Source organism: Methylobacterium sp. PvR107 (assembly GCF_017833295.1).
GTDB lineage: Bacteria > Pseudomonadota > Alphaproteobacteria > Rhizobiales > Beijerinckiaceae > Methylobacterium.
This window is the reverse complement of the sequence record NZ_JAFIBW010000001.1, coordinates 2,530,822-2,555,338: the sequence shown is the minus strand read 5'-3', so window position 1 is coordinate 2,555,338 and position 24,517 is coordinate 2,530,822. Positions and strand designations below refer to the sequence as shown.

The 24,517-nt window shown below is 71.1% G+C and carries 21 protein-coding genes and 1 pseudogene; 6 read left to right on the top strand and 16 right to left on the bottom strand.

The window, feature by feature from the left end:
* Positions 1-58 precede the first annotated feature (58 nt).
* The 7 genes from JOE48_RS11925 to JOE48_RS11895 form a co-directional block, all read right to left on the bottom strand.
* A complete protein-coding gene (locus JOE48_RS11925; protein ID WP_210030009.1) occupies positions 59-880 on the bottom strand; it encodes a TetR/AcrR family transcriptional regulator in 822 nt (273 codons plus the stop codon).
* Between the two features lie 104 nt (positions 881-984).
* Entirely contained in the window at positions 985-1,788 is an 804-nt protein-coding gene (gene proC, locus JOE48_RS11920; protein ID WP_210035713.1) for a pyrroline-5-carboxylate reductase, read from the bottom strand.
* Between the two features lie 26 nt (positions 1,789-1,814).
* Positions 1,815-2,324, bottom strand: coding sequence for a YbjN domain-containing protein (locus JOE48_RS11915; protein ID WP_210030008.1), 510 nt, complete (start codon positions 2,322-2,324; stop codon positions 1,815-1,817).
* 290 nt (positions 2,325-2,614) lie between these two features.
* Positions 2,615-2,899 (bottom strand): accessory factor UbiK family protein, encoded by a 285-nt coding sequence (locus JOE48_RS11910; protein ID WP_210030006.1) that lies wholly within the window; start codon positions 2,897-2,899, stop codon positions 2,615-2,617.
* 141 nt (positions 2,900-3,040) lie between these two features.
* Positions 3,041-3,262 carry a hypothetical protein gene (locus JOE48_RS11905; protein WP_210030004.1) on the bottom strand — a complete coding sequence of 74 codons (222 nt, stop codon included), beginning with the start codon at positions 3,260-3,262 and terminating at the stop codon, positions 3,041-3,043.
* A 133-nt stretch (positions 3,263-3,395) separates the two neighbouring features.
* On the bottom strand, positions 3,396-4,112 hold the full coding sequence (locus tag JOE48_RS11900; RefSeq protein WP_210030002.1) for a PhoH family protein: 717 nt from the start codon (positions 4,110-4,112) through the stop codon (positions 3,396-3,398).
* Positions 4,113-4,684: 572 nt separating this feature from the next.
* Positions 4,685-7,057 carry an ATP-dependent helicase gene (locus tag JOE48_RS11895; protein WP_210030000.1) on the bottom strand — a complete coding sequence of 791 codons (2,373 nt, stop codon included), beginning with the start codon at positions 7,055-7,057 and terminating at the stop codon, positions 4,685-4,687.
* Between the two features lie 398 nt (positions 7,058-7,455).
* On the opposite strand from JOE48_RS11895, the gene JOE48_RS11890 reads away from it, so the two are divergent.
* Positions 7,456-10,905: an AsmA-like C-terminal region-containing protein gene (locus JOE48_RS11890; RefSeq protein WP_210029999.1), complete on the top strand. Its 3,450-nt coding sequence runs from the start codon at positions 7,456-7,458 to the stop codon at positions 10,903-10,905.
* A gap of 294 nt (positions 10,906-11,199) precedes the next feature.
* Here the strand turns inward: JOE48_RS11890 and JOE48_RS11885 are convergent, their stop codons facing one another.
* Both JOE48_RS11885 and JOE48_RS11880 read right to left on the bottom strand, forming a co-directional pair.
* Positions 11,200-11,430, bottom strand: coding sequence for a hypothetical protein (locus tag JOE48_RS11885; protein WP_210029998.1), 231 nt, complete (start codon positions 11,428-11,430; stop codon positions 11,200-11,202).
* Positions 11,431-11,545: 115 nt separating this feature from the next.
* Positions 11,546-13,609 carry an NAD(+) synthase gene (locus JOE48_RS11880; RefSeq protein WP_210029997.1) on the bottom strand — a complete coding sequence of 688 codons (2,064 nt, stop codon included), beginning with the start codon at positions 13,607-13,609 and terminating at the stop codon, positions 11,546-11,548.
* A 413-nt stretch (positions 13,610-14,022) separates the two neighbouring features.
* Here JOE48_RS11880 and JOE48_RS11875 point away from each other — a divergent pair, with 413 nt between their 5' ends.
* Both JOE48_RS11875 and JOE48_RS11870 read left to right on the top strand, forming a co-directional pair.
* Positions 14,023-17,238 (top strand): DNA translocase FtsK, encoded by a 3,216-nt coding sequence (locus tag JOE48_RS11875; RefSeq protein WP_210029996.1) that lies wholly within the window; start codon positions 14,023-14,025, stop codon positions 17,236-17,238.
* 267 nt (positions 17,239-17,505) lie between these two features.
* Entirely contained in the window at positions 17,506-18,402 is an 897-nt protein-coding gene (locus tag JOE48_RS11870) for a LolA family protein (protein WP_210029995.1), read from the top strand.
* 7 nt (positions 18,403-18,409) lie between these two features.
* On the opposite strand, the gene JOE48_RS11865 is transcribed toward JOE48_RS11870, so the two are convergent.
* Complete coding sequence (locus tag JOE48_RS11865; RefSeq protein WP_210029994.1) at positions 18,410-19,150, bottom strand: lysophospholipid acyltransferase family protein; 741 nt, start codon at positions 19,148-19,150, stop codon at positions 18,410-18,412.
* 160 nt (positions 19,151-19,310) lie between these two features.
* Between JOE48_RS11865 and xth the strand changes: the two genes are divergently transcribed.
* Complete coding sequence (gene xth / locus JOE48_RS11860; protein WP_210029993.1) at positions 19,311-20,120, top strand: exodeoxyribonuclease III; 810 nt, start codon at positions 19,311-19,313, stop codon at positions 20,118-20,120.
* 362 nt (positions 20,121-20,482) lie between these two features.
* Here xth and JOE48_RS30265 read toward each other — a convergent pair.
* From JOE48_RS30265 to JOE48_RS11835, 5 genes and pseudogenes are all read right to left on the bottom strand, one after another.
* Positions 20,483-20,911: pseudogene (locus JOE48_RS30265) on the bottom strand (UDP-galactopyranose mutase); the annotation flags it as partial.
* 163 nt (positions 20,912-21,074) lie between these two features.
* Positions 21,075-21,446, bottom strand: a complete 372-nt coding sequence (locus JOE48_RS11850; RefSeq protein ID WP_210029989.1) for a hypothetical protein — start codon at positions 21,444-21,446, stop codon at positions 21,075-21,077.
* A gap of 28 nt (positions 21,447-21,474) precedes the next feature.
* Positions 21,475-21,981, bottom strand: coding sequence for a peptide deformylase (locus JOE48_RS11845; RefSeq protein ID WP_210029988.1), 507 nt, complete (start codon positions 21,979-21,981; stop codon positions 21,475-21,477).
* Positions 21,982-22,159: 178 nt separating this feature from the next.
* Entirely contained in the window at positions 22,160-22,330 is a 171-nt protein-coding gene (locus tag JOE48_RS11840) for a hypothetical protein (RefSeq protein WP_210029987.1), read from the bottom strand.
* A 311-nt stretch (positions 22,331-22,641) separates the two neighbouring features.
* On the bottom strand, positions 22,642-22,974 hold the full coding sequence (locus tag JOE48_RS11835; protein ID WP_210029986.1) for a hypothetical protein: 333 nt from the start codon (positions 22,972-22,974) through the stop codon (positions 22,642-22,644).
* Between the two features lie 63 nt (positions 22,975-23,037).
* On the opposite strand from JOE48_RS11835, the gene JOE48_RS11830 reads away from it, so the two are divergent.
* Entirely contained in the window at positions 23,038-23,418 is a 381-nt protein-coding gene (locus tag JOE48_RS11830) for a hypothetical protein (protein ID WP_210029985.1), read from the top strand.
* Here the strand turns inward: JOE48_RS11830 and JOE48_RS11825 are convergent.
* Positions 23,403-23,711, bottom strand: a complete 309-nt coding sequence (locus JOE48_RS11825; RefSeq protein ID WP_210029984.1) for a GCG_CRPN prefix-to-repeats domain-containing protein — start codon at positions 23,709-23,711, stop codon at positions 23,403-23,405. The genes JOE48_RS11830 and JOE48_RS11825 overlap by 16 nt on opposite strands.
* A 253-nt stretch (positions 23,712-23,964) precedes the next feature.
* On the opposite strand from JOE48_RS11825, the gene JOE48_RS11820 reads away from it, so the two are divergent.
* Positions 23,965-24,240 carry a GNAT family N-acetyltransferase gene (locus JOE48_RS11820; RefSeq protein ID WP_210029983.1) on the top strand — a complete coding sequence of 92 codons (276 nt, stop codon included), beginning with the start codon at positions 23,965-23,967 and terminating at the stop codon, positions 24,238-24,240.
* The last annotated feature ends 277 nt before the right edge of the window (positions 24,241-24,517 follow it).

Below are 24,517 nucleotides of genomic sequence, written 5' to 3'. Positions count from 1 at the left end.
TGCAGCCTCATCGATAAGCTAGAGCATTTTCAGCGGTTCAAGCATCGCTGAAAACGCTCTAGATCGCGGCGGCGGGATCCGATTCGTCGCCGTCCTGTCCACGGCGCTCGCGCGGGCGGCGGTCCAGGAACGAGCGGCCGAGGGCGCGCAGCGGCGCTGTCAGCCGGCGGACATCCTCGGCCCGCTCCATGAAGCGCTCGCCATTGCGGATCTCCTTGTCGAGCCGCGCCATCGTCCGGGCGAGCGCCGGATCCTCGTCGTCGAGCCAGACCTGTGTGACGCGGGCGAAGGCGATCACCACGCCCTGCAGCTTGAGCTGCCCGAGGGGGCCCTCGGTGTCGATCCCGGCTGCCGCCAGCATGTAGCGGTGCGAGTTCAGCATGACGCCGTTCAAGGCCAGCATCGACAGCGGCTCGCCGCGGAGCGCGTAGGCAATCCGGCGCAGGGCCGGCTTGTAGGGCTCCATCGCGTCGAGGCGGCGCATCAGCACGTCGAACAGGCGCTCGCGGGTCGGCTCTTCCTCAAGGCCCGCGAGGTCGCCCTCCAGGACCTTGCGGTCGATGATCCGAGTGAGCCCGCCGAGCACGGCGCCCTTCGAGGGGAACAGGTCGCGCAGCTCGGCCAACGTCAGGCCCGCCTCGCGGGCGATGTCACTGACTTCGATGTCGTTCCAGGGCTGCTCTGCGGCGAGCCGCATCAGGGCCTCGACGGCGGCCTCCCGGGGCGGCAGCTTCGGCGCGCTGTCGCTCGGCGCCGCGCCCGCCTGCCCAGAGGCCTCGGCCGCAACGCTCTCCTGCACGACGCTCCCGTCGGTGCGGCTCGACGTGGCGGTGCTCGCGGCCTTGCGGGGGCGCTTCGGAGAGGCTTTGCTGTCGGTCATGGGTCGGTCGCCCGCATTTGTCGGTCGTGTCGCTTCATTTAGGTGGGCCGGCGGCGAAGGGCAGGGTCGTCGCGCGGCCATGCCGCACAGAGGTGGGCCCGCTGTCAGCCGGAGAGTTCCGCCGCCCGTCGACGGGCCGCCGCCACAGCCTCCCGCATCAGCGCGCCAAGGCCATCCGGGCGCATCAGCACATCAAGCGCCGCCGCAGTGGTGCCGCCGGGCGAGGTGACGTTGCGGCGCAACTCCGCCGCCTCGGCCGGATCCGCATCGAGGAGCGCGCCGGCGCCCGCCACCGTGGCCCGGGCGAGAGCACGGGCGACGTCGGGGTCCAGACCGGCCGCGATGCCGGCCTCCGCCAGGGTCTCGGCGAGCAGGAAGACGTAGGCCGGGCCGGAGCCCGAGACCGCCGTCACCGCGTCGATCTGCGCCTCGTCGGCGAGCCACGCCACCGCCCCGTTGGCCGCGAACAGCGCCTCGGCGGCCGCGCGCTGCTCCGGCGAGACCTCGGGACTCGCGCAGGCGCCGGTGGCGCCCCGGCCGATGCTCGCCGGCAGATTGGGCATCGCCCGGACGACGGCACGCGCCCGCTTCAGCCGGGCGCGCAGGTCGGCGATGGTTTTGCCCGCCAGGATCGAGACGAGGAGCGTGTCGCGGCCGATCAGCCGATCCAGCCCGGTGGCCGCCGCCTCCAGGCCCTGCGGCTTGATCCCAAGGACCAGCACCGCCCCGGGCTCGGCATCCGGCGGGTTCAAGGCGATGCCCCGCGCGGCGCAGAGATCCACGATCGGGCGTGCGGGCACCGGATCGATGATCGTCGTGCGGCGCGGGTCGAGGCCGGCCTCAAGCCACCCCGTCAGCATCGCGCCGCCCATCTTGCCGGCCCCGGCCAGGACCAGGGAGTCCGGCATCCGCGCCGCGGAGGCGCCCGGGTCCGTCACGCCTCGCCTTCGGTCTCGAACAGGACGGCATCCAGCGCCTCGCGGGCGCTCTTTCCGGCCCACAGCACGAACTGGAACGCCTGGTAGTAGCGCTCGCAGGCGTCGACCGCGCTCTTCATCATGGTGGCGCATTGCGGATGGGTCGGGACCGCCCCACCCGTCAGCAGCAGGGCGTGCCGGAACATGACCACGCTGTCGCTCGACCACAGGTCGAAATGGCCGACCCAGAGCTGCTCGTTGATCAATGCGATCAGACGCATCACCTCGGTCCGCTGCCGCTCCGGCACCTTGAGGTCAAACGCGCAGGCGACGTGCAGAGCCTCCACGTCCTCGATCCACGTGAAGGCCACGTTGTAGTCGGTCCACCGGCCGGGGCTCGTGACCGACATCTCGTCGGTCTCGGCCCGGTCGAAGATCCAGTCGCGCAGGGACGCCAGCCGCTCGACGACGTCGAGCGGATGCTCGTTCCGGTCCGGGTCGTGGAAGTCGACATTGAGAAGCGGCATGACGATCCAAAAGGACGGCCTAGACGAGTCCGGGCCTGACGTGACGGTGACGCGAAACCGGAGCGTGAGAACACTCCGAGAACTGGAACGACCGGCAGATCTGCACCGGAGGTGAAGCGATCGACTGTCAAAGCTCCGCGGACATCGCCCCGCAGCCCCCGAATCACCCTATGCCCGACTATAGACCGGCCGTGACTCGCGACACAAAGTGCAGGCCACGTTCAGTGAACAGGAAACCGGATCGTCGCTGCCGCTTCCTGTGTAAAAGCCTCCGGCGTTGCCGCGGAGACTCAGACGACCTCGCTCAGCCCCGCCGCACCCGCTGCGGCACCGCCGGATTTCGCCTCCAGGGCCGTGACGCGGGCCGTGAGCGCCGCGTTCTGCGCCTGCAGGTTGGTGACGAGATCGCGCAGCACATCGAGCTCTTCGCGCGAGGCGACGTCGAGGTCGCGGATCACGCGTTCGAGCTGGGCCTTGACCACGGTTTCGGCCTCACGGCGCACGCCCTGGGCGGCGCCGGCCGCATCGGTCATCAGGCGGGCGAGATCGTCGAACAGTCGGTTCGAGGGGGGCATCCTGGTCTCCCGGATCGGCCGGCTGCCGCGACGGCCGCCTGACTGCGCGATTCGAGTGAGGAGATAGGAATCTTCGCGGTGGGGAGCAACGCCCCGGGACGGCGGAGCGGGGCCGGTGGACCACCGCTCCGCCTGCGGACCTCACATGCGATGCATCATCCGGCGGTGCATGCGACGATGCATCATGCGCCGCTCCATCCGGCGGTGCATCATCCGGCGCTCCATGGGGGTCATGCGGACATGGGTCACCGCATCGGGGGCCGTGACGGCGCCGGGCATAGCGGGGGCCGCGGAGGCGGGCTGGACGAGGGCGGCGCCGCCGAGCGTGGCCAGCACGGCGAAGGCGAAGGTCAGTTTCCTCACGAGGAGACTCCAGTTCTCTGATGGCCGGGTTTGGTGCCCGGTTCATCCTCCCGGATGGGAGGTACGGAGAGTCGTCTCGTGCCGCGGGGCGGCACGGCGGGTCTGCGAGGACCCGCCGCCATCAACTTCCGGGTTACAGATTCGTTTCCTCGAAGGCCTTCACCCATTCGGCGCAGATGCCCGAGCGGACGATGTCGTTGCGGGTGAACTCGACCACCGGGATCGGCATCATCCGGCTCTTGATCAGATGCATCACGGTGCGCAGGCCCGAAGTCTCGCGGAGATCCGTCTGCGAGACGTCGCCGTTGATGATGACCTGGCAATCGTCGCCGATGCGGGTCAGGAACATCTTGATCTCGTTGACCGTGGTGTTCTGGGCCTCGTCGAGGATCACGAGGCAGTTCTTGAAGGTTCGCCCGCGCATCACCTCGAAGGGGACGATCTCGATGTCGCCGGTCTTGACGGCGATCTCGAAGGCGGCGGCGCCCATGCGCTCCTTCATGGCCTCGGTCAGCGGGGCGACCCAGGGGGCGATCTTCTCCTCAAGGGTGCCGGGGAAGTAGCCCAGCGAGCGGCCTGACGGCACGTTCGGACGGGTGATCACCACCTTGGCGATGCGACGCTGGCGGAGCTGATCCGCGGCGCGGGTTCCGGCGATGAAGGTCTTGCCGGTGCCGGCCGGCCCGAGGACGATGACCTGCGGGGAGCGGGCGAGGGCGTCGAGATATTCGGCTTGTCGTTCGGTGAGCGGTTGGATCGGAGCGAGGTTGCGTTCTTCGTCGAAGCGTGTGCGATGAATGCGGGACGTGCGGTCTTCAACCAGTTCAAGTCGTGCGCGGCGTCTCTTCATGGATGTACACTCCAACGGGACTTGCCAACCTGGATCTGTCTCTGAACTGCCGTTTACCTGCTTGCTCCCGGTTCTACTCGTTTGCGGACTTAATACCGGCCCTAGACCGAAGGTTCCGCCCCGCGTTCGTCAGCCTGTGGAGAGCGTCACGACATGTCGTACGCGGCCGAATACGCGATGCAACTGCCGCACCAGCGCGCTTCGCACCCGACGATTGCGCGCCGGGTGTGACCAAGAGGTGACGGTGAGGGGCGGGGTTTCGAAAATGCCGCGCGGCTGGCGCGGATGCATCAGGGTTGGCCTGAGCGATGCCGCCTCCGTCCATCGGCCGCCCCGTCCTGGCGGGCAGGGCAGAGCCATCCGGCAGTGCCGCGCCGGCGGATAACCCACCGCTCCGGGTCGCTTCGCCGCGCGCGCGATGACGGAGCGTGTTGCAGGGACGGGAAGCCTCGACCGGATACCGTACGGGTCGGGATGGCACGGTATCCGGCACGATCGCGGATCCTCCCCGCCCGCAGGGGCGAAGCCGGCCGACCCTGCCGCCCTGAAACGTCCGGGCTTGGTCGGCGGGACTAGCTCGATCCAGCCTGGATGAAGCTGTCGAGGACCATTTTCCGGCCGGCCTTGTCGAAGTCAACGGTCAGCTTGTTGCCGTCCACGCCGGCGATCGTTCCGGGGCCGAACTTGGTGTGGAACACGCGCTGGCCGGTCTCGAACGCCGACGGCGTGCCCGTCGACTTGGCGATCAGTTCGCCCTCGATCTGGCGCGGACCGCCCGAATAGCCTCCGGACCGTCCGCCGGGCCCCGAACCGAAACCGCGGCCGCCATTCGGCGCCGTGTTGGCTTGCGCCCGCTGCCAGCCGGGCGTGCCGTAGCTCGATCCGAACGGCGTCGGGTTGCGGTCGAACCGCGAGGCGCCGGCGGAGAAATGGGCGGGCGCCTCGACCACGTCGACGGCTGTCTCCGGCAACTCGTCGATGAAGCGGGACGGGATGGTCGAGGACCACAGCCCGTGGATGCGCCGGTTCACCGCGAAGGACAGCTTCGCCCGCTTGCGTGCTCGGGTGAGACCGACATGGGCGAGGCGCCGCTCCTCCTCAAGGCCGGCGCGGCCGCTCTCGTCGAGCGCCCGCTGGCTGGGGAACAGGCCGTCTTCCCAGCCGGGCAGGAACACGGTGTCGAATTCGAGCCCCTTGGCGGCGTGGAGCGTCATCAGGGAGACGCGCTCGGCGCCCTCGGTCTCGGAGGCCTCCATCACCAGGGAGACGTGCTCGAGGAAGGCCGCCATGTCGGGGAATTCCTCCATCGAGCGGACGAATTCCTTGAGGTTCTCCAGGCGCCCGGCGGCGTCAGCCGAACGGTCCTTCTGCCACATCTCGGTGTAGCCGGATTCCTCCAGGATGATCTGGGCGACCTCGCTGTGCGGCCGCGACTCCACGAGCCGCGCCCACCGCGAGAAGCTCTGGGTGAGCGCCCGCAGGGTGGAGCGGACCCGGGGCTTCAGCTCGTCGGTCTCACACAAACGTTCGGCCGCGATCCGCAGCGGCAGCCGGTTGGCCCGGCCGTAGGTGTGGAGCTGCTGCAGGGTCGCGTCGCCGAGGCCGCGCTTGGGCGTGTTGACGATCCGCTCGAAGGCGAGGTCGTCGCTGACATTCATGGTGGTGCGCAGATAGGCCAGGGCGTCGCGGATCTCGGCGCGCTCGTAGAAGCGCGGGCCGCCGATGACCCGGTAGGGGAGGCCGAGCTGGACGAACCGGTCCTCGATCTCGCGCATCTGCGCGGAGATCCGCACCAGCACGGCGATCTCCGACAGGGCGTGCTGCTTCGCCTGGAGGGATTCGATCGACTCGGCGAGCATCCGCGCCTCCTCCTCGGAATCCCAAGCGCCGGTCACGGTGACGCGCTCGCCCGGCTCGTCGTCGGTGCGCAGGGTCTTGCCGAGCCGGCTCTCGTTCTTGGCGATCAGCCCGGAGGCGGCGGCCAGGATGTGGCCCGTGGAGCGGTAGTTGCGCTCCAGCCGCACCACCACCGCACCCGGGAAATCGTGCTCGAAGCGCAGGATGTTGTCGACCTCGGCGCCGCGCCAGCCGTAGATCGACTGGTCGTCGTCGCCCACGCAGGCGATGTTCTTGCGGTTCTGCGCCAGGAGGCGCAGCCACAGGTACTGGGCGACGTTGGTGTCCTGATACTCGTCGACCAGGATGTAGCGGAACCGGTCCTGATAGTTGGCCAGCACGTCGGGATTTTCCCGCCAGAGCTTAAGGCAGAGCAGCAGGAGATCGCCGAAATCGACGGCGTTCAGCGTCGCCAGCCGGGCCTGATAGGCGGTGTAGAGCGTGCCGCCCTTGCCGAACGCGAAGGCGGCGGCCTCGCCCGGGGGCACCTGCTCCGGCCCGAGGCCGCGGTTCTTCCAGCCGTCGATGGCGTGGGACAGGGCGCGGGCCGGCCAGCGCTTCTCGTCGACGTTCTGGTCGGCGATGACCTGCTTCATCAGCCGGAGCTGGTCGTCGGTGCCGAGAATCGTGAAATCGGACTTGAGCCCGACCATCTCGGCATGGCGGCGCAGGATCTTGGTGCCGATGGCGTGGAAGGTGCCGAGCCAGGGCATGCCCTCGCCGGCGGGGCCGATCAGCGCGCCGATCCGGTGCTTCATCTCCCGGGCGGCCTTGTTGGTGAAGGTCACCGCCAGGATGTCGAAGGGCCGCGCCCGGTTGGTCGCGATCAGGTGCGCGATGCGGGTGGTCAGCACGCGGGTCTTGCCGGTCCCGGCGCCAGCGAGCACGAGCACCGGGCCCTCCGTGGTCTCGACGGCGCGGCGCTGCTCGGGGTTGAGGCCTTCGAGGTAGGCGGAGGCGTCGCGGCGGAGCGCGCCCATGGCGCGGGCGGCGATGGAGGAGGCGGGAGCGCCGTCCCCGGCGGGCTGCGCGGGCGGGTGGTTCTGCATCCCGCATCCCTGGACCAAATCGCGAACGGCGTCGAGGTGGTTCGGGCGCGCTGGGGACAGCCGTGGCCGGCGCGAGCGGTGCGAATCTCCAAGTAAGTGCACCTTGGATCGTCCTCTCGGCGCCTCCCACGACAGCGCCCCGACATTCCGGGGCCGCGCAGCGGCGCCCGGAATCCAGATCCGCAGGTGAAGCAAATCCAGCCACCGTTGGCGGCTCTGGGTTCCGGGCTCGCCTGCGGCGCCCCGGAACGACGGCGCTGCCGCCGGGGTGGCATCGCCGCTGGCGCCCGCCGGGACTTATCGTGCTATGGCCGTGGCGACTGACTCGCGGGGGCACGCGGGGCGCGGCGGCACGGCGAGGTCGCGGCCTCGCGCAGAGATGGTGCGGAACGGGACCATTGCGTGATCTTCTGACCGCGCTGGCGGGCGCCGTCATCCTGGTTCTCGTGGCGGCGCTGGCCGTCCCCCCCTTCGTCGATTGGCAGGCCCATCGTGCGCTGGTCGAGCGGGCGATGACCCGTTCCCTCGGGGTGCCGGCCCGGACCGACGGCCGGATCGAAGTCCGCCTGCTGCCGTCGCCCCGGCTGCGCGTCGACCGGCTGCATCTCGGAGCCGACGCGGACCGACCCACGCTCGACGCCCGGTTCGTCAAGGCCGAGATCGCCCTGGCGCCGCTCCTGAAGGGCGAGTTCCGCTTCACCGAGACCCGGATCGGCCGGGCGGAGATCAAGCTCCCGCTCGCGGGCCCCGACGCCCTGAAGCTGCCGGGCGACTTCGGCGAAGCCCTGCGCGCGCGCGACTTCGCGATCGAGGCCCTGCACGTCCAGCAATTCCTCGTGACCACGCAGGTGCCGGCCACCGGCCGGACCGACCAGCTCTACGTCCAGGACCTGACCCTCCAGGCGCCGGCGCTAATCGGGCCCTGGCGCGTCGAGGGAACGAGCGGCGGCATCCCGTTCCGCGCCGTTAGCGGCACGCCGGGGTCCGATGGGCGCTTGGCCGCGAAGATCTCGGGCGGCGGCGACGCGCATCCGCGGTTCGAGGCGGACGCACGCTTCGGCCTGGTCCCGGCGGAATCCGGCCGGGCCGTCTCGGTGGAGGCCGAAGGCTCCGCCCGCCTCGTGGTCGGCCCGCCGACCCAGGCCGCCGGGGCCTACCTGCCGTTCTCGATCGGCGGCGCCTTCAAGGCCCGCGGCACCCAGGTGCGATTCGAGAACGTCGATCTCGCGATCGATCCGGGCGGCCGCGCCTTGCGGCTCGGCGGGAGCGGCCGCCTCGACCTGCGCCAGTGGCGCGCCGGCCTGAACCTGGAGGCCCGCCGCCTCGACCTCGACGCGTTCCTGGCCTCGCCCGAGGGCCAGAGCCTGATCGCCCGCGGCCTGCCGAGCTGGGCCGGGGGCCTGCCGGCCATGCTCGACCTCGATCTCGCGGTCGGCAGCGCCGTGCTCGGCGGCGAGGAATGGTCGAATCTCGCGCTCACCGGCACCCTGGAGCGCGCGGGCGGCCTGCTGCTGCGCCGCCTCGCGGTGACCGGGCCGGCGGACTCGAGCGTCAGCGTCAGCGGGCAGGTCGAGACCGCGCCGTTCCGCCTGACCGGGCCGGTGGCGCTGACCGCGCCGGATTCCGAGGCGCTCGGGCGCTACCTACGCCGCCTCGGCCTGGACGGCCCCCTGACCGCGCTCCTCGACGGCCGCCGGATCGAAGCCGCCGCCGACGTTTCCGCCGATGCGGCGAGCCTGTCGCTGCGCAACCTCCGGCTCGGCCTCGGGCCGGCGCGGATCACCGGCAATGCCCGTTACACCGCCGCGGAGGCCGGAACGCGCGGGCGGTTCGAGGCGCAGATCCGCGCGAGCGGCATCGACATCGCCGGCCTGCCGCCCCTCGGGACGACGCTGGGGAGCCTGCGCGATCTCGATCTCGCCCTGACCCTGGAAGCACGGGACGTCCGTTTCGGGGCGGCGGGCTCCGGAAACGGCACCATCGCGGCGCGCATCCAGTCGGACGGCGCGGGCCTCGCGGTCGACAGTCTCGACGTGACCGACCTCGCGGGCGCGAGCGCCACGCTCTCCGGCCGGATCGGCGCGGACGGGACCGGCCGCGTGTCGGGGCGCCTGAAGGCCCCGGTGGCGGCGCCGTTGCTCGGCCTGCTCGAACGGGTCTGGGTCGGCGAGATCCGCCTGCTCCCCGCCTTCCTGCGGGACGCGCCCCTCGACCTCGCCGTCGCCCTCGACCGGGAGGGCGTGGCCTCCGAGGCCCTGCGCACCCAGGCGAAGGGCAGTGCCGGCGGCGGCACCCTCGACCTGATCCTGGCGAGCCGCGGGACACGGATCGAGGGCGGCACCGCCGCCCTGACCAGCCCGCGGGCCGGCCTGTGGTTCGGGCGGACCGACATCGCCGGCCTGCAGCGTCCCGCCGAGCTTCACCTCAAGGCCGAGCGACCAGGCGCCGGCGCCCTCGCCCTCACGATCGACGGAACGGTGGCGGGCCTCCGGATCGCGACCGGCCGGCCGGTCCAGATCGGGGCCGACGCCGTGCCCACCGGCGGCGAGATCCGGGCCGACACGGCCGACCTCGCTCCGTTCCTGACGCTCGCCGGGGCCGCGCGCCTCCAGCCGGGCGCTTGGCCGGCGGACCTGACCGTCACCCTGTCGCGGGACAAGAGCGACAGCATCGCCGCCCTCACCGGCAAGGTCGCCGGGTCGGGCGTGACCGGGACGCTGATGCGGGCGCCGGGCGGGGCCCTGCGCGGCCGTCTCGGCCTGGACCGCCTGTCGCTGCCGCAGCTCGCCGCCGCGCTCCTGCTTCCGACGGAGGCGAACGGCCGGTTCTCGACGCCGCCGTCGCACCCGTCCGCCGCCCTCGATACCCGGATCGCCAGCCTCGATCTCGGGCGCGGCCTCGTGGCGACGGAGGCCTCCGTCGCCCTCGGGCTGGCCGACACGAGCCTGACCCTGCGGGACCTCACGGCCAAGCTCGCCGGTGGACGGATCGCGGGCTCGGCCACGATTGCCCGGCTCGGGGCGGCCGCGGCGATCACCGGCGAGGGCACGATCGACGCGGCCGCGATCCCGGCGCTCGCCGGGGGCGGCCCGGTCGGCGGCCGCCTGAGCGCCGACCTGCGCGTCTCCACCAATGCGGAGACGCTGACGGGTCTCGACGAGGGTCTCTCGGGGAGCGGCACGCTCACCCTCCAGGACCTGAGCGTGCCCGAGGCCGATCCCGCGGGGCTCGGACGCGCCCTGGCCCGGGCGGCCGAGATCGACGATCCGCTGCGCGGGGGGCGGCTCCAGGCCCTGGTCTCCGAGGAACTCGCGAAAGGTGGCGCGCAGGCACGCGGGCCAGCCCGCGCCGCGGCCACCATCGTCGGCGGCGTGCTGCGGGCCGGCCCCCTCGACATCGATTTCGGCTCCGCGCGCTGGACCGGCACGGTCGGCTACGACCTGCGTGCCGGCCGGCTCGACGCCCGCGGCACGCTCGCCGGCGGCCCGGTGCCCCGAGGCTGGAATGCCGGGCCGCCGGCCGTCCAGCTCGGGCTGACGGGGCCGCTCGCCGCGCCCGAACGGAGTCTCGATGTCGGCGCCCTGTCGAACGGGCTCGCCGCCTTCGTGCTGCAGCGCGAGCTGGAGACGATCGAGTTGTCCGAGGCGGATCAGGTGGAGCGGCAGCGCCGCCGCGCCCGGATCGAGATGGACCGCGCCCGCGCCGCGGCGCTCAAGGCTGCGGCCGACAAGGCCGCTGCCGAGAAGGCTGCCGCCGAGCGCGCCGCCGCCGAGGAGGCCGCACAGCGGGTCCGGGTGCAGGGCGGCGACGGGCAGGGCGCGACGCCCATCGACGCGCAGCACCCGTAATCGCTTAGGGAATTCGTCCGCAGGGCCGAAGACACCCGCGCAGGGGCTGTGTGATCTCAGTGACTGGTGCGGGAGAGGCAAGCCGCACAGCGTCCCGTTCCGCCGGCCTGTGAGAAGCCGCCCGAGCCGGCTGCTCCCGCGTCATCTCGGGGCCGCGCAGCGGCGCCCGGGATCCAGAGCCGCCGTCGTGCCGAGGCATCACACGGACGGCGGATCCGACGTCCAGATCGATGTGCCGCGGGCGCACCCATGAGGACGGCTCCGGAACGCACGCCGGACCGGCTCGCTATCCCCTCAAACGATGAAGCGCCGGTCGACGGTCTGGAACAGGTAGAAGCCGTTGAAGCGCACGGCCGTGTCGGCGGCCCTGTCGTCGAAGTCGAGCGGCTGCCGGCTGCCGTCGCAGAGCTTGCCGCCAAAGGTCCAGCGGCCGGCACCGATGAAGGGCGGGACACTGCTGGCCTCCGGCACCGCGCAGCAGAGGCCCTCCACGCTTCTGAGCTGGAACAGGTTGTAGCTTCGCATCCGAAGTCCTCCGCCTGGCCGCCCTCAAGCCAAATTTTCCCAATACAAGATCTTGCATTGCGAAGAATCGGCTTGACCGTGCTCATAATGGCACAATCAGTCGAGTTTGTGACGGTCAAGTTTCAGGGACGTTTCGGTTCAACTCCTCGAGCCAGATGCGCGCGGACCCGTCCGAAGGCGCCCGCCAGTCGCCCCTCGGCGACAGCGAGCCGCCGGCCGAGACCTTCGGCCCGTTCGGGAGCGCCGAGCGCTTGAACTGGCTGAAGCCGAAATAGCGGGTCAGGAAGACACCGAGCCAGCGACGGATCTCCGGCAGGTCGTATGCGACCCGCTTGGTCTCGGGAAAGTCCGGCGCCCAGAAACCGCTCTCCTTGTCGCTCCAGGCATGCAGCGCCAGGAAGGCGATCTTCGACGGCCGGAACCCGTAGCGCAGCGTGTAGAACAGGTTGAAATCCTGCAGCGCGTAGGGGCCGATCGTGGCTTCCGTGCTCTGCGGGCTGTCGTCCTGGTCCATCGGCACCAGTTCGGGGGAGATCTCGGTGTCGAGGACCGCCTGGAGGGTGCGCGCCTCGTCCGGCCCGACCTCGCCGTTGCCGATCACCCAGCGGATCAGGTGCTGAATCAGGGTCTTGGGCACGCCGGCATTGACCGCATAGTGGCTCATCTGGTCGCCGACGCCGTAGGTGCACCAGCCGAGCGCCAGTTCCGAGAGGTCACCGGTGCCGACCACGATGCCGCCGGCATGGTTGGCGAGCCGGAACAGGTAGTCGGTGCGCAGGCCCGCCTGCACGTTCTCGAAGGTCACGTCATAGACTGCCTCGCCTTTGGCGTAGGGGTGGCCCATGTCGGCGAGCATCTGCTTGGCCGCCGGGCGAATGTCGATCTCGGCGGCGGTGCAGCCGAGCGCCTTCATGAGCGCGTGGGCGTTGGTCTTGGTGGCGTTGGAGGTGGCGAAGCCCGGGAGCGTGTAGGCCAGGATGTCCGAGCGCGGATAGCCGAGGCGGTCGAAGGCTTTGGCGATCACGATCAGCGCGTGGGTCGAATCGAGTCCGCCCGAGACGCCGATCACGGCCTTGCGGGTGCCGGTCGCCTCCAGGCGCTTGGCGAGGCCGGCGACCTGGATGTTGTAGGCCTCGTAGCAATCCTGTGCGAGACGCGCCGGATCGGCCGGCACGAAGGGAAAGCGCTCGATCCGCCGGATCAGCCCGATATCGGCCTCCGGGGGGCTGAGCCTGAACGCGACGCGACGATAGGCGAGGGCGTGGCGCCGGGCGTCGTCGTCGAAGCTGCCGGCCTGCAGGCGCTCCTGGGCGATCAGGTCGAGGTCGATATCGGCCAGCGTCGTCACCGGGCCTACGGGAAAGCGCTCGCCCTCGGCGAGACGGACGCCCAGCTCGTCGATGCTAGTCTGGCCGTCCCAGGACAGGTCGGTGGTCGATTCGCCCTGGCCGGCGGCGGCATAGACATACGCGCAGGCGCCGCGCATCGCGGCGGCCCGCGACAGGAGCGCCCGCGATTCGGCCCGGCCCACGGTGATCGGGCTGCCGGAGAGGTTGGCCAGCACCGTGGCGCCCGCCAGCGCCGCGCGCATGCCGGGGGGCTCGGGCACCCACAGGTCCTCGCAGATCTCCACCCCGACCACGAGGCCCGGCAGTTCCTCGGCGGGGAACAGCAGGTCTGTTCCGAAGGGCACCTCGTGACCGGCGACCCGGATGGTCTCGCCACTGATCCCGGCGCCGGAGGCGAAATGGCGCTTCTCGTAGAACTCCCGGTAATTCGGCAGGAAGGTTTTCGGGACCACGCCGAGCAGGCGGCCGCCCTGGATCGCCAGGGCGCAGTTGTAGACGCGGTGGCGCCAGCGCAGCGGCGCGCCGACGAGCAGGAGCGGCCGGAGATCGGCCGATTCGGCGATCACCCGGGTTGCTGCGGCCTCGACCGCGTCCAGCAGCGTCTGCTGCAGGAGCAGGTCCTCGATCGCGTAGGCCGAGAGGCCGAGTTCGGTGAACACCGCCAGCGCCGCCCCCGAACCGTGGCAGGTCCGGGCCAGGTCGAGGATCACGTCGGCGTTGCGCTCGGGCTCGGCCGGGTGGCTGCGGCCGGTGCAGGCGGCGACGCGGGCGAAGCCGTGGCGGTAGAGGGAGCGGAAGCGCGTCGGCGATTCGGAGGTGGCTTGCGACACGGGCACCTGTCCGGATGAGGGGTGGCTGCGGGTATCATATGGGACGCGGCAGGGTGGTGGCAGCGCCGCGTCACGCCGGTCAACGCGGCGGGACGGAGTTTGGCCTCCATCGGCCTTTCACGGCCTCCGCGTCATCCCGGGCTCGCCTACGGCGCTCCGGCATGCAGGAGGCGACCGACAGGTCCGGACCCCCACATGGTTTCCGCCAGATGGGCGCGCGGCAAGCCTCCATTAACGACGAATGGCCTAACTCAGGGACAGCCGCCGCGCGTCGGCGGATCCCTGTTTCGAGTATCGTTCGAGAACCCATGCGCGCATCGGGACGGCCTCCGTACTCCCACCGTGACCCCGCTCGCCCCGTCCGCGGCGGCGACCGCTCGGGCCTCTCCCTGGGAGCCCTTGCGCACCGGCTGATGGCGCTCCGCGCCAGCCTCACCCGACGCCTGTCCGGCTCCCCGGCCGGCGTGCCAGCGCGCCCGTCCTACGGCGTCCCCGGGTGCCGGGCGGAGCCGAGCTGGCTCACCGCGCCGGCCGCGATGGTCGGCCGCGAATCCGCGGAGCGCACCCCGCGCGCCGCTCCGTCGGAGCCCCAATGGCCGGCCGAGGTCTTCGACGACCGGGCGAGCCTCGACGCGCTGGACGGACCCGTCGTCGAGAGCCGAATCGATCGCAGCGCCTCCTCGCCGGGCGTGCTGGTGCGTCAGCCGCGCCGACCCGCTGCGATCGCGCCGGAGCATGCGGCGGCCTCCGCGCCCGCACCGGCTCCGGCCGCGCCTTCGGCCGTGCGCTGGACCCGGACGCCCGATTCGGTGCTGCAGGAGCGCCGCCAGCGCGCCCTCGAGGCCGAGCGCGTCGCCCTGGAGCGCGCCCGCGCCGATGCGCAAGCGGCCGCCCTCGCTCAGGAGACCGAGCGGGCGGCCCGCGACGAGGCCGAGCGCGAGCGCAGCGAGCATGCCCGGATCGCCTCCGAGGAGGCCGAGCGCGCGTTCGCCCCGCCGGACATGCCCGAAGCCGGCGCGCCGGACGCGGAGCCGGTGCCCCTGTGGCGCCAGCCCTTCGTCGCGCCGCCGGGCGTCCGCTTCTTCCGCACGCCGGACCGCCGCCCGGTCCGGCCCGCCGTCGAGCTCGCCGCGTCCACGGCGGTGATCGCCCCGGTGGCGGCCATGCCGGTCGTCGCGGAGGCGGCCGAGGACGCCGTACCGGCTCGTGACTGGTCCGACCTGCCGGACTGGTCCGAGGTCCAGCCCTGGTTCGAGGGCGCCGATTGGTCGTCCGTGGACGCCTGGTCCGCCCTGGAGGCGCAGCCCGCCGTAGCTGCACCGGCCTTGGGGGAGATCACCGCGCAGGCGGCTTCCGACGAGCGCTTCGTGTCGATGCCCCTCGACGTCTCGCACCTGCGCTCGCTGCCGCCGCGGCCGGTCTACGTGCTCGACCGGCTCGTGCGGTTCGATCAGCCGCCGCGGCCCGCCGACGGGCAGGATAACGGAACGGAGTCCGGCCAGCGCACCGAGGAGGCCGCCGCGATCCGGAGCGCGTTCCTGCCGTCCGCCACGCCGGCATCGTCCGGCCTGTCGCTGGTCTTCGGCCCCGGCATTGCGGCCGAGCCGGAAGCCCCGCGCCGCGCCCCCGTTCTCAGCGCCATGGCGGCGCGGGCGGCGATCCGTGCGGGCGGCCAGCCGAGCCCGGTCCCGCCGGCGCCGCAGGCTCAGCCCGAGATGGTCCCGTTTCCGGTTGCGGCCACGCCGATCGCCGAGCGCGCCGAAGCGGAGCGCGTGGTGATCCCGATGACCCCGCGCCCGGTCCTGCTCCGGGGCAAGCTGGCGCCGCAGCCCGAGCCGATGGCGGCCGAGGTCGAGGTCGCGGCCGAGCCCGTCGCGGCTGCGGTCGAGATGGTCGAGGTCGCCGTGCCCGCGCCCGCTCCGTCCGCGCTCCCCATGGTGGCGTCCCGGGCGCACCTGATCCCGGCCGGCCGCCACCTCGAGATCGCGCCGATCGAGAACGCCGATTACGAGCTGCCGTCCCTCGAACTGCTCGCCCTGCCGGCCCCCGGCGGCAGCGAGGAGGTCGATGCCGACGTCCTGGAGCAGAACGCCCTCAACCTCCAGCAGACGGTGCAGGATTTCGGCGTGCGCGGCGACATCCTGGCGGTGCGGCCCGGCCCGGTCGTCACCCTCTACGAGCTCGAGCCCGCCCCCGGCACCAAGTCCAGCCGCGTGATCGGCCTGTCGGACGACATCGCACGCTCCATGTCGGCGGTCTCGGCCCGCGTCGCGGTCGTGCCCGGCCGCAACGTCATCGGCATCGAGCTGCCGAACGAGACCCGCGAGACCGTCTACCTGCGCGAGCTGCTCGCGTCGGCCGATTTCGGCGAGAGCAAGCACAAGCTGGCTCTGTGTCTGGGCAAGAACATCGGCGGCGAGCCGATCATCGCCGACCTCGCGCGCATGCCCCACCTCCTGGTCGCCGGCACCACCGGCTCCGGCAAGTCGGTGGCGATCAACACCATGATCCTCAGCCTGCTCTACCGGCTCAAGCCGGAGGAGTGCCGCCTGATCATGGTCGATCCCAAGATGCTGGAGCTGTCCGTGTACGACGGCATCCCGCACCTGCTCTCCCCGGTCGTGATCGACCCCAAGAAGGCGGTGATCGCCCTCAAATGGGCCGTGCGCGAGATGGAGGAGCGCTACAAGAAGATGTCCAAGATCGCCGTCCGGAATATCGACGGCTACAACGCCCGCATGAAGGAGGCCCGCGACAGGGGCGAGACCATCACGCGCACGGTCCAGACCGGCTTCGACCGCCATACCGGCGAGGCGGTGTACGAGGACGAGGCGATGGACCTGGCGCCGCTGCCGTACATCGTGATCGTGGTCGACGAGATGGCCGACCTGATGATGGTGGCCGGCAAGGACATCGAGGGCGCGATCCAGCGTCTCGCCCAGATGGCGCGGGCGGCCGGCATCCACCTGATCATGGCGACGCAGCGGCCGTCGGTGGACGTGATCACCGGCACGATCAAGGCGAACTTCCCGACCCGGATCAGCTTCCAGGTGACCAGCAAGATCGACAGCCGCACGATCCTGGGCGAGATGGGCGCCGAGCAGCTGCTCGGTCAGGGCGACATGCTGTTCATGGCCGGCGGCGGGCGCACGACCCGCGTGCACGGGCCGTTCTGCTCGGACAGCGAAGTCGAGAGCGTGGTCGCCCACCTCAAGCGCCAGGGCCGGCCCAGCTACCTCGACGCCGTCACCGCCGACGACGCGTCCGAGGAGCCCACCAAGGAGGGCGGCCGGTCCGGCCGGGGCAAGGCGGCGACTGCCGACAAGTCCGAGCGTTCCGACGAGCCCGAGGAAGACGCCCCCGTCTTCGATATCGGCGCCTTCGCGGCGGCGACCGGCGGCGAGTCCGACGACCTCTACAAGCAGGCCATCGAGGTGGTGCTGCGCGACCAGAAGGCCTCGACCAGCTACATCCAGCGCCGCCTGCAGATCGGCTACAACCGCGCCGCCTCGATCATGGAGCGGATGGAGATCGAGGGCATCGTCGGCCCGGCCAACCATGCCGGCAAGCGCGAGATCCTGGTCGCCGGGGCGTCGCACAGCTCGGCCGGAATGTACGACGACGAGTGACACGCTGTCCGGGCCGCTTCCCACGGGGGCGGCCCGGACGTCGCATCTTCGCCACAGGGCGGGGTTCTAACGGGCCGCTGCGAAACCCGCCCCGTCCTTGCGCGCGGAGCGACGCAACCCAGGACAGCGCGACATCGGTAAGCGTGGCGCACCTGGATTGCTTCGCTCCGCGCGCAAGGGCGAGGGGATGGTCAGGCGTCCGCAGCGGCCCGCACACCTCTGTTTCGCCGCCGGAGCTTGCCCGCGGTTCCCCAGGAGATTCTGCCGATGATCGGCCGCCGCATCCGCACAGCCGGCTCCCTGATCGCCGCCGGGCTGTGGCTCGCGACCGCCAACCCGGCCGACGCGCAGGTCGGCGCCTTCATCGACAGCTTGTTCGGCCACAAGGAGGAACCCGCCCCGCAGCCGGAGACCGCCCCGGCAGCGCCCGCGCCGGCCAAGAAGCCGGCCCCCAAGGCGAAGGAAGCGAGCAAGGACGCGAAGGCCGGCAGCGCCAAGCCCGCCAAGGGCGGCGACAAGGCCGACCACAAGGCCCCGGAGCCGAAGGTCGCGGCGGTCGGCGCGCCGACCGCGATCGTCACCGGCGACTCGGCGGATCCCGCCACGCTGCTCGCTCAGGCCAACGCCTATTTCAACGGCATCAACACCCTCACGGGCAGCTTCATGCAGATCGGCGCCGACGGGCGCCGGATCGGCGGCAAGCTGACGCTGGCCAAGCCCGGCCGCCTGCGCTTCGACTACGACCAGCCCTCGCCCCTGGAGGTCGTCGCCGACGGCACCTCGGTGGCGGTCCGCGACCGCAAGCTCAACACCCAGGACCTCTACTTCATCACCCAGACGCCGCTGAAATTCCTGCTGCGCGAGAAGATCGACCTCGCCCGCGACCTCACCGTGACCGACGTGGCCAACGATCCGGGCGGCGTGCGCATCAGCCTGGAGGACCGCGCCACCCTCGGGGGCACCTCGAAGATCCAGCTGTTCTTCGATTCCGAGATGAAGACCCTGTCGCAATGGCGGATCACCGATCCGCAGGGCTACATCACCACGGTGACGCTCTCGAACCTGCAGAAGGGCAAGAGTGTCGACGGCAGCCTGTTCTTCATCAATTACGGCCGCGCCGAGGACAAGGCGATGCAGCAGCAGATCCAGCAGACGAAGCAGTGACGGGCCGTCACGCCGCCTTGGCGTCGATCCCGCCGGGGGCGGCGCCGCGCCAGCGGTCGAGCTCCCGGTCGATCGCCCCTTCGGTGCAGCGCAGGAACTCCGCGGCCGGCAGGCCCGGGGCGACGGCGGCGAGGTAGCTCACCACCACCGTGCCGGACCGGGTCGCCGTGCCGCCGGGCCAGAACAGTCCGGAATTGAGCGCCACCGGCACCACCGGCAGCCCGAGCCGGCCGTAGAGCAGCTCGACGCCGCGCTTGAAGCGCAGCGGCGCGGCGATGCCGCCGCGGGTACCCTCGGGAAAGATCAGGATCGACCGGCCGGCATTCACGGCGGCGCGCCCCTCGTCGATCATGGTGCGCAGCGCCTGGGTGCCGTTGCCCCGGTCGATGACGATCATCGGCGAACGCCGCAGGAACCATCCGACCACCGGGATCGCCAGCAGCTCCCGCTTGGCGACGATCGCCACGTCCGGCACCAGCACCAGGAAGGCCAGCGTCTCCCAGGTCGATTGGTGATTGGCAACGATCAGGCAGGGCTCGGCCGGCAGGTGCTGGCGGCCCTCCTCGACGTAACGCAGCCCGACGATACGCCGCAGCCCGCCCAGGATCCCGCGCGCCCAGAGCCGCGTCGCCCGGCGGATCGGCCGCTGCGGCGAGCCGGACAGCAGGAAGATCGCCAGCGGCGCGAGGAACAGGGTCGTCCAGGCCGCCCAGTAGACGGCGAACAGGAGCGAACGGGCATGTGCCATGGCAGGGCCTCGTCGAGGGGCCCGGGACAGGGCAAGCCCCGGACATAGCGCCTGCGGGCCAAGCGCGCACGGCCTTTTGCCCCACCGACGGTGAGCGGACTGTCGCGGGCCGCGAAATCGGCTATCGGAACGCAACGCCGTCCGAACCCAAGCGCCGCCCGTGCAACTCACCGTCACCACCTGGAACATCAACTCGGTGCGCCTGCGCATCGACCTGGTGCTGCGCTTCCTGGCCGCGCACAAGCCGGACGTGCTCTGCCTCCAAGAGACCAAGTGCCCCGACGACGCCTTCCCGCTGAAGGCCCTGCGCGGCTCCGGCTACGAGCATGTGATGTTCGCCGGCCAGAAGGGCTACAACGGCGTCGCGATCCTGTCGCGCTTCCCCCTGCACACCCGCAGCGTGATGGGGTTCTGCGAGCGGGCGGATGCCCGCCACATCTCGGCGGTGCTCGGGCCGGAGGCCGGGGCGGCCTCGGGCATCGTGCTGCACGATTTCTACGTGCCGGCTGGCGGCGACGTGCCGGACCGCGACCTCAACCCGAAATTCGCCCACAAGCTCGACTTCCTGGCCGAGCTGCGCGCGTGGGGCGGCAAGCGCGTCTCCGGACCGGCGATCCTGATGGGCGACCTCAACGTCGCGCCGCTGGAGCACGATGTCTGGTCGCACAAGCAGCTCCTCGACGTGGTGAGCCACACCCCCGCGGAGACGGAGGCGCTCGAGATCCTGCGCGGGGAGGCGGGCTGGATCGACACGGCGCGCCATCTCACGCCGGAGCCGGAGAAGATCTACACGTGGTGGAGCTACCGCTCCCCCGACTGGTCGGGCGCCAACAAGGGACGGCGCCTCGATCACCTGTGGGTGTCGCCGGACCTCGTCGGGACCGTCCGCAAGGTCGAGGTGCTGCGCGAGGCCCGCGCCTGGGAGCGCCCATCCGACCACGCGCCGGTGACCCTGACGCTGGAACTCTGATCCTGCGCCCTACGCGGAACCGCGATGTATCCGGCGCATTGCCCGCTCACGAACCCGCGATGCGAGCCAGCCCCGATGCGCAAGATCCTGATCGCCTTCCTTCTCCCGAAGGTCGTGTCCTACCTGCGCCGCCGCTACGGCAACCCGCATCCGGCGCGTAACCGCGCCTTCTGAGCGGGCCGCGCGACAGGGCTGCAGGCGCGGCCGGGCTTCGGCTCCGGCCGCTCTTGAACGCCGGACGACCGAGCTGGCGTGGCGCGGTTTCCGCCCTGCCGATCGGCCGTTCTAGACTTGAGCGACCGGATGGTCGCCGAAGGCCGGAGCTTTATCCGCACGGAGCCGGAGGCGGGGTGCCCCAACTGGGCGTCGATCCGCCGGAAGGTCGCCAGGGCCTGCCCGACGATCTGGTCCATGTTGTAGTAGCGATCGGTCGCGAGCCGGCCGACGAACCACACGTTCCGCTCGGTGAGCGCGAGGCGCTCGCAGCGTTTGAACAGGGCTTGGTTCTCGGGCCTCGGAATCGGATAGTACGGATCACCCTCGGCGCTCGAATACTCGAACGTCAGCGACGTCAGCACGTGCTCCTGCCCGGTGAGATGCTTCGACTCGGTGATCCGCGTGTGGGCCTCGGTCTGCGGATAGTTCACCGCCGCCACCGGCTGGTGACGGGTGACGTCCGGGGTGGTGTGGACGAACCGGAGGCTGCGGTAGGGCAGGCGCACGAACCGGCCGTCGAAATACGCGTCGATCGGTCCGCTATAGATCAGCTGCCGGTGTGGGATGACGTCGCGGAACGCTGCATTTGCAGGCCGAAGGTCTCGCGGACGCGCCCGCCATGGATACCGCGTGAGACGCAACGCGAGTTCGCGCCCGAAGGAAATCCGGCGCCTCGCCCAATGAACATCGCGCGACGCCGGTGTTCCCGGCATCGCCGCCTGGTGCGCGACGGGCAGTTCACACCGTCGGTCCGGTCCCGGCGTCGGGAAGCTGCAGCGCTTCCGGGATGAGATTGATCGCGATAGCGCTCTCGCCGAAAGGCGGCGCCCGGCCCAGATCGGCACGGTCGCCAAGCACCCGGCGCGCCGACAGGATCTTCTGGAACGCCTGCCGGTCGGCCCCTGCGTGTCGCGCCAGATCCTCCAATCGACGCAGCTTCTCGATCGTCAGGGCCGTCGCCGCTTCGGCCGAGGCAGGCCCGTTGATGGCAAGGTGCTGGACGAGCCAAGCCGTCTGATCATCGAGGTCGATGATATCTGTGCTCATGGCGGCAATTCCATCGAACGTCATCTTCGATCCGGGCGTATGCCGAGATCGCGCGCCGCTCATTAACCTAACGAAACAACCGATCGGGATTTCAGGGCGCCGCCGCCGATTTCAGCTTGCCGAACCGCTTGAGGAGACGATCCCGCTTCAGGCGCGACAGGCGATCGATCCAGAACACGCCGTCGAGCTGATCGATCTCGTGCTGGATGACCGCGGCCTGGAAGCCGTCCGCCTCTTCCTCGTGGGCCGATCCGTCGAGGTCGCTGTAGCCGAACCGGACGCGCGCGGGCCGGGTGATCCGCTCGCGGACGCCCGGCATGCTGACGCTGCCCTCCTCATGCGTCGCCAGGTCGGAGGACGCCCAAAGGATCGTGGGGTTCACGTAGGCGCGCGGCTCCTGATCCGGCGACATCCGGATCACCATGACGCGCGCGGGCACGCCGATATGCGGGGCTGTCAGGCCGAGGGCGCTCGCGGTCCGGAGCGCGTCCCGTACATCGTCGGCCAGGACCTTCAGGTCCGGCCCGAAACTATCGACCGGGGAGGCCGGACAAGAGAGGCAGGGGTCCGGGAACAGGACCAGCGCGCGCGCCGACATGACGGGTCCTATTCCTGCGAGGCTCAACGGTCCCGCCACCCTTTATCGAAGCCCGGCGGCGCGGTGAACTGGGCTGTCCGTGCATCCGGCGGCGTCCGACGTGCCGGTCGCCAGGGCAGGGTCCTGGCGATACGGAGGCGGCGGGCAAGGGCAGCCGACGGATGGTCAGGCCAGTCCGTCAGAGGCCATTCCCGGTCTCACGACGGCTTTCATCCTGGCATCGTCTCGGCGCGACGGATCCTTCGGAAGCCATCGGCGCCGCGAGCGGACCGAAGCTCAGGAAGACCTCATAGGCCATCCCGGCGAGCGCGTGGCCGATCCAAGCCGTCGTATCCCTGATCGCGTTCATGGCGCGGTGTCCTCAGCGGGCTCAACCCCTGTGACGCCCGGAAGGCCGTGGCAAGACGGTCTCCCGGACGTGCGGCGTCAGGCGAAGTGCGCGGGTAGGCTCAGGGCCTGCGCATAGGTCACCAGCGCGATCGCGCCGCCGATCAGCGTGGCGGCAATGGTGATGCGGTTCGTCCAAGTCATCGTGGCCTCCATCGGGTTCGCGACTGTGTTCGCGTGGTGAAACCGATGTATGCCTAAGCTTTCAGGGCCGACGTGTTCTGGAACACGCGTGACACGACGGGACATCCGGACGGGCCGGGCCGCCGCTCGCTAGATCGTCTCGTAGGCGAACAGGATCGCGATGACCGACAGGCTGATCAGCCCGAGGACGAAGCCGATATCGGCGCAGCGCTCCAGGCGGATCGCGAGGTCGCTCTCGGATTCCAGGCGGATCGACAGGTAGGAGGCGATCGCGCTGACCAGGAACAGGATGGCCGTCAGTGCGGCAGCCTCGTCGACGTGGCTCGGACCGATGCGCCCCTCGACGATCTTCACCAGGCCGATCAACGTGGTGCACACGCCGACCATCGTCCCGGCATTGGGCAGGATGTGGCGCGACAGGCCTTCCTCGCCGGAACGCTTCCTCCATGAGTGCCTGGTCATGCGCCCCCGCGGGTGTCCACCGGCCGGTTATCGGCTCATCTTGGTCGCCTGAGGAGTCCAGCCATGAAGCGTCCGCTGACCACCGGTTTCACCGTCCCGCCGCCGAGCGGGCCGCGGCCAGTCGCGCCCGAAAACCCACCCGTGCCGACGTGGCGGGAGGTTGCACCGATCGTGGCGGCGCTGGTCGCGGTCCTGGAGGCGATCGAGACCGGCCCGAAGGCCGGGCCCGCGATGAAGGCCCATCGCTCCGCCATGCGCCGCCAGGGCGAGGCCGCCGCAGCCCTGGGTGGCCCCGAGGCGATGGCGGCGGTGCTCCAGCAGGTCGCCGGCACCGATCCCCTGCGGGCCGAACGCCGCCTCGCCTTCATCCGCGAGGCCTGGACGGGGCTGTCAGGCTGGCACCCCGACGCCCCGCCCGACGGCGACGGTCACCAGCCCCCGTAGGAGCGGCGCGGGCCGTCGTAGCCGCCGGGGCCACGCTCGTACCCGCCATATCCGTAGCCCGGCCGGCCGCCATAGGGGCCGCGCGGTCCGCCATAGCCCCAGCCGCGATCGTTGGGCCGGCAATGGCCCCACGGGTTCGGGTGGAAGCCGGGGCCGCAGCCGCCGGCCACGCGTTCGAACCGCACGCCGCCATCCGGCGGGCCGTATCCGAACGGCGCCGCATTGGCCGCCGTGGCGGTGGCAAACCCTGCCGCCAGCACCGCGGCCATCCCGAACATCCTGGAGCGCTTCATGACACGATCTCCTGACAACCCTGGCCCCGGGCTTACCGGGCCGGATGACAGGAGGATGCGACCGCGACCGTGAACCGGATCTGGTGCGGCTGTTCATCGATCCGACGGGCGGCGACGAGTCCGACAGACCCCATCGTAGCGGGGAGCGCCGAGACCGGCGCGGGCGGAGAAACCTTGCTCCGGAGCCCGACGTTCCTGGGCCAGGGCGCCGCTGCAGGAAACGTCCAGGCAATTTAGGGTTCGGGAGATGTGGATGACGGAGGTGGTGCGCGACAATGTCGACCGGAGCCGCTTCGAGCTGGCGGTCGGCGGCGAGGTCGCCTTCGCCACGTATCGCCGCGAAGTGGGGCAGCTCCTCATCAGCCACGTCTACGCCCCGCCCGTCCTCCGCGGCACCGGAGCGGCCGACAGGCTCATGGCGGGCGTCGTGGCGCGGGCCCGGGCCGGCGGTGAACGGATCGTGCCCCACTGCGGGTACGCCCGCGCGTGGCTGCGCCGGCACCCCGCGCATCACGATCTGCTCGCGTGAGGGGCGGCAGGGACGGGCCTCCGGTCGCGATCGGAGCCCGCCGGTGCTTGAGGCCTGGAGCGGTCCCGGACGGCGTCGGTCGAGGGCTCTGCCGCCGTCCTTGCGAGCAGAGCGACGAAGCGCGGTCGGTGCCACGACGGCCGATGGCGCGCTTCGGGGCCACTGCGCGGCACGCGTGATGACGGAGCGGCCCGCATCGACGGAAGGGTTCGACGGGATACCGGATCGGAAGCGACAGCCTGCGCGTGGCCAACATCTGACGCCTGGTACCCGCTGA